Origin of the sequence: Paenibacillus sp. PAMC 26794 (assembly GCF_000316035.1) — a bacterium.
GTDB lineage: Bacteria > Bacillota > Bacilli > Paenibacillales > Paenibacillaceae > Paenibacillus.
On sequence record NZ_ANHX01000028.1, the window covers coordinates 1 to 2,119 of the forward strand.

The 2,119-nt window shown below is 38.3% G+C and carries 4 protein-coding genes; 1 reads left to right on the top strand and 3 read right to left on the bottom strand.

The genetic code is table 11. The annotated features are described in order from the left end of the window. The 3 genes from D829_RS31065 to D829_RS33410 all read right to left on the bottom strand — a co-directional run. Positions 1-516: hypothetical protein (locus D829_RS31065; protein WP_036661073.1), on the bottom strand; the 516-nt coding region annotated here is incomplete at its 3' end. A gap of 146 nt (positions 517-662) precedes the next feature. Continuing rightward, the gene (locus D829_RS0114100; RefSeq protein ID WP_017689548.1) at positions 663-923 is read right to left on the bottom strand and encodes a hypothetical protein; all 261 of its coding nucleotides are present in this window, start codon (positions 921-923) and stop codon (positions 663-665) included. Between the two features lie 195 nt (positions 924-1,118). Further along, a complete protein-coding gene (locus D829_RS33410; RefSeq protein WP_193748471.1) occupies positions 1,119-1,262 on the bottom strand; it encodes a hypothetical protein in 144 nt (47 codons plus the stop codon). Between the two features lie 230 nt (positions 1,263-1,492). Between D829_RS33410 and D829_RS0114110 the strand changes: the two genes are divergently transcribed. Further along, the gene (locus D829_RS0114110) at positions 1,493-2,065 is read left to right on the top strand and encodes a hypothetical protein (protein ID WP_017689550.1); all 573 of its coding nucleotides are present in this window, start codon (positions 1,493-1,495) and stop codon (positions 2,063-2,065) included. Positions 2,066-2,119 lie beyond the last annotated feature (54 nt).

Here is a 2,119-nt window from a genome sequence, read left to right on the forward strand (position 1 = left end):
AAACATTAAACTGATACTGGTTTTTTTCTTGTCAATTACCCAATTAGATTCAAGAGCAACCGCACCCGATAGTAGATTTTTTTCTATGTCATCGTCATAATGAACTCGTTTTCCATTTGGAGTTAAACCATCTTGGAAGTTAATTGAAGCATCATATTCGTCAAGGAGATCACGTTTTATACTGAAGTATTTATAAACCTTGTCCATAGTCGTCTTCTTAGTATCATTAGGATAAATCTCGTATACTGCACGTACTAATTTGTTTTTGTAAAATATGTATACTAGTTTTGCGTTGACTCTGAATCCCGTTGTTTTGTACTCCAATAACGAGATATCCTTTATTTTTGATTGATCTAACAATTTAGATTTTTCTTTCTTTTTAACCTGATTGACTGTCATGCCCCAATTGACATTTTTAAAATCGTACTTAGTAGCTGCTGTTGCAGGTGCGGGTGCATATGTAGTTGAAACGACAAACAATAATAAAGCTAAAAACGATAAAATCAACTTCTTCATACGTAGACCTCGTTTCCTAAATTATGGAATGATTATACCATGCCAAAAGGAGTGGGTCTATGGGATTAGATATGAGGGGTTAGAACGCAGAAAATAAACGCGAATAAAAGCCACCCTCACCCAGGGATGGTCAAAGTGGCCCTACCTTAAAACGTATGCTCATCATTCTTTAATCGTCTTATCTCCGTTAACTCTCTTCTAATTCCCAGTACACGTCTATGAAGTACACTGCGGTCTATTGATTCAGCTACCGACTTTTTGAACTGGACATCCAAATCACTTAATTGCTCCTGAGCTAGTTTCTTTTTATGTATTGGTTTAAATTGAACTTTTGTAGTTTCAGGCTTGATACGCTTCAATCTCTTCTGCTTCATAATCTGTTCAAATACGCTGTCCTCTTGATGCATGGTCTTCATTCCTTAATGTGTGATGGACATATTGTAACATAGTACAAGCAATTAGAGTTGGCATAAGCCTATTTTTAAGATCAACATAATAAAGGTAATTAAAGTAAAAGAACAGCCTTTACGGAGTTCGTCATAAAATCCAATCACAATTGATTCTTTTAGCGTTTCTCTACTCCTTTCAAACACTTTTGAAAACTAATGAATGGTTGTCTCATACGGATTCATGGCATACGTGTACCAGCACTTTGCGACTCTACTCCAAACAAAATGAGGTACGGTAATTGCTCCGTACATGCCAATACGTGCTCTCCAACAATAATCGGCTGCATCGGTCAACAAATTTCCCGATCCACCTCCTCCTCCACAGTTCACGAATGTTGTTTTCCTCATTCTGGATTGTCTTGTGGACACCTTCTAAAAGACGTGAATAATAAGGTTTATTTGTGATATTCACCCATTTGTTTCGGCATATTTCTGCGTCTCTAGCACTATGATAATTTCCTTTTTAATGATATAGTGAATTGAAGCGTTTTTTTGAGCTGACATACTTTTTAACGGGGCTGGGATGAATGAAAGAAACCTTATCCAATCAAGAGGACATCGGCTTTTTATTTAATGTCGATATACTTATTAAGAGCCGCTCAAATGCATTGGCACTGCAGTCCCTGTTGGAGTTCATAAACAATGAAGAACAAATTGCGGACTTTCGGATTCAATCCGGCATAGAGCTAGGCAAAATTATTGAAGCGACACTCCAGTCCAAGAAGGACTCTTTCGTCACACTTCACAACGAACGCAAAAAAGCCAACGCAGCACAGAAGGCGTCCACTGCAGCTCAGACACCTGCCTCACCTGCTCCAGTCAAAACACAGAATCTACAAGAACAACCGGTTAGCGAGACAAAGCCTGCCACCCAAACATCCAATGTTTCCGATGGAAACTCGTTTGACGCGTGGATTGACACGCTCATTAAAGAGAATAAACTCACCCGTATTGTTGTCAATAACAAAAACGGTAAACATCAGAGCATTCCTTGCCGTATTCTGAATTTTGATCGAGATACCAGTATTGTGAGCATCTACCATGTCGATGAAAAACAGGTGTATACGTTCCGAACCAATGAAATCGATGAGTTTCTGTAACTAACTTCATCAGATTAAAACAAAAAGCAACTTGCGTTAGAATGACGGGACATT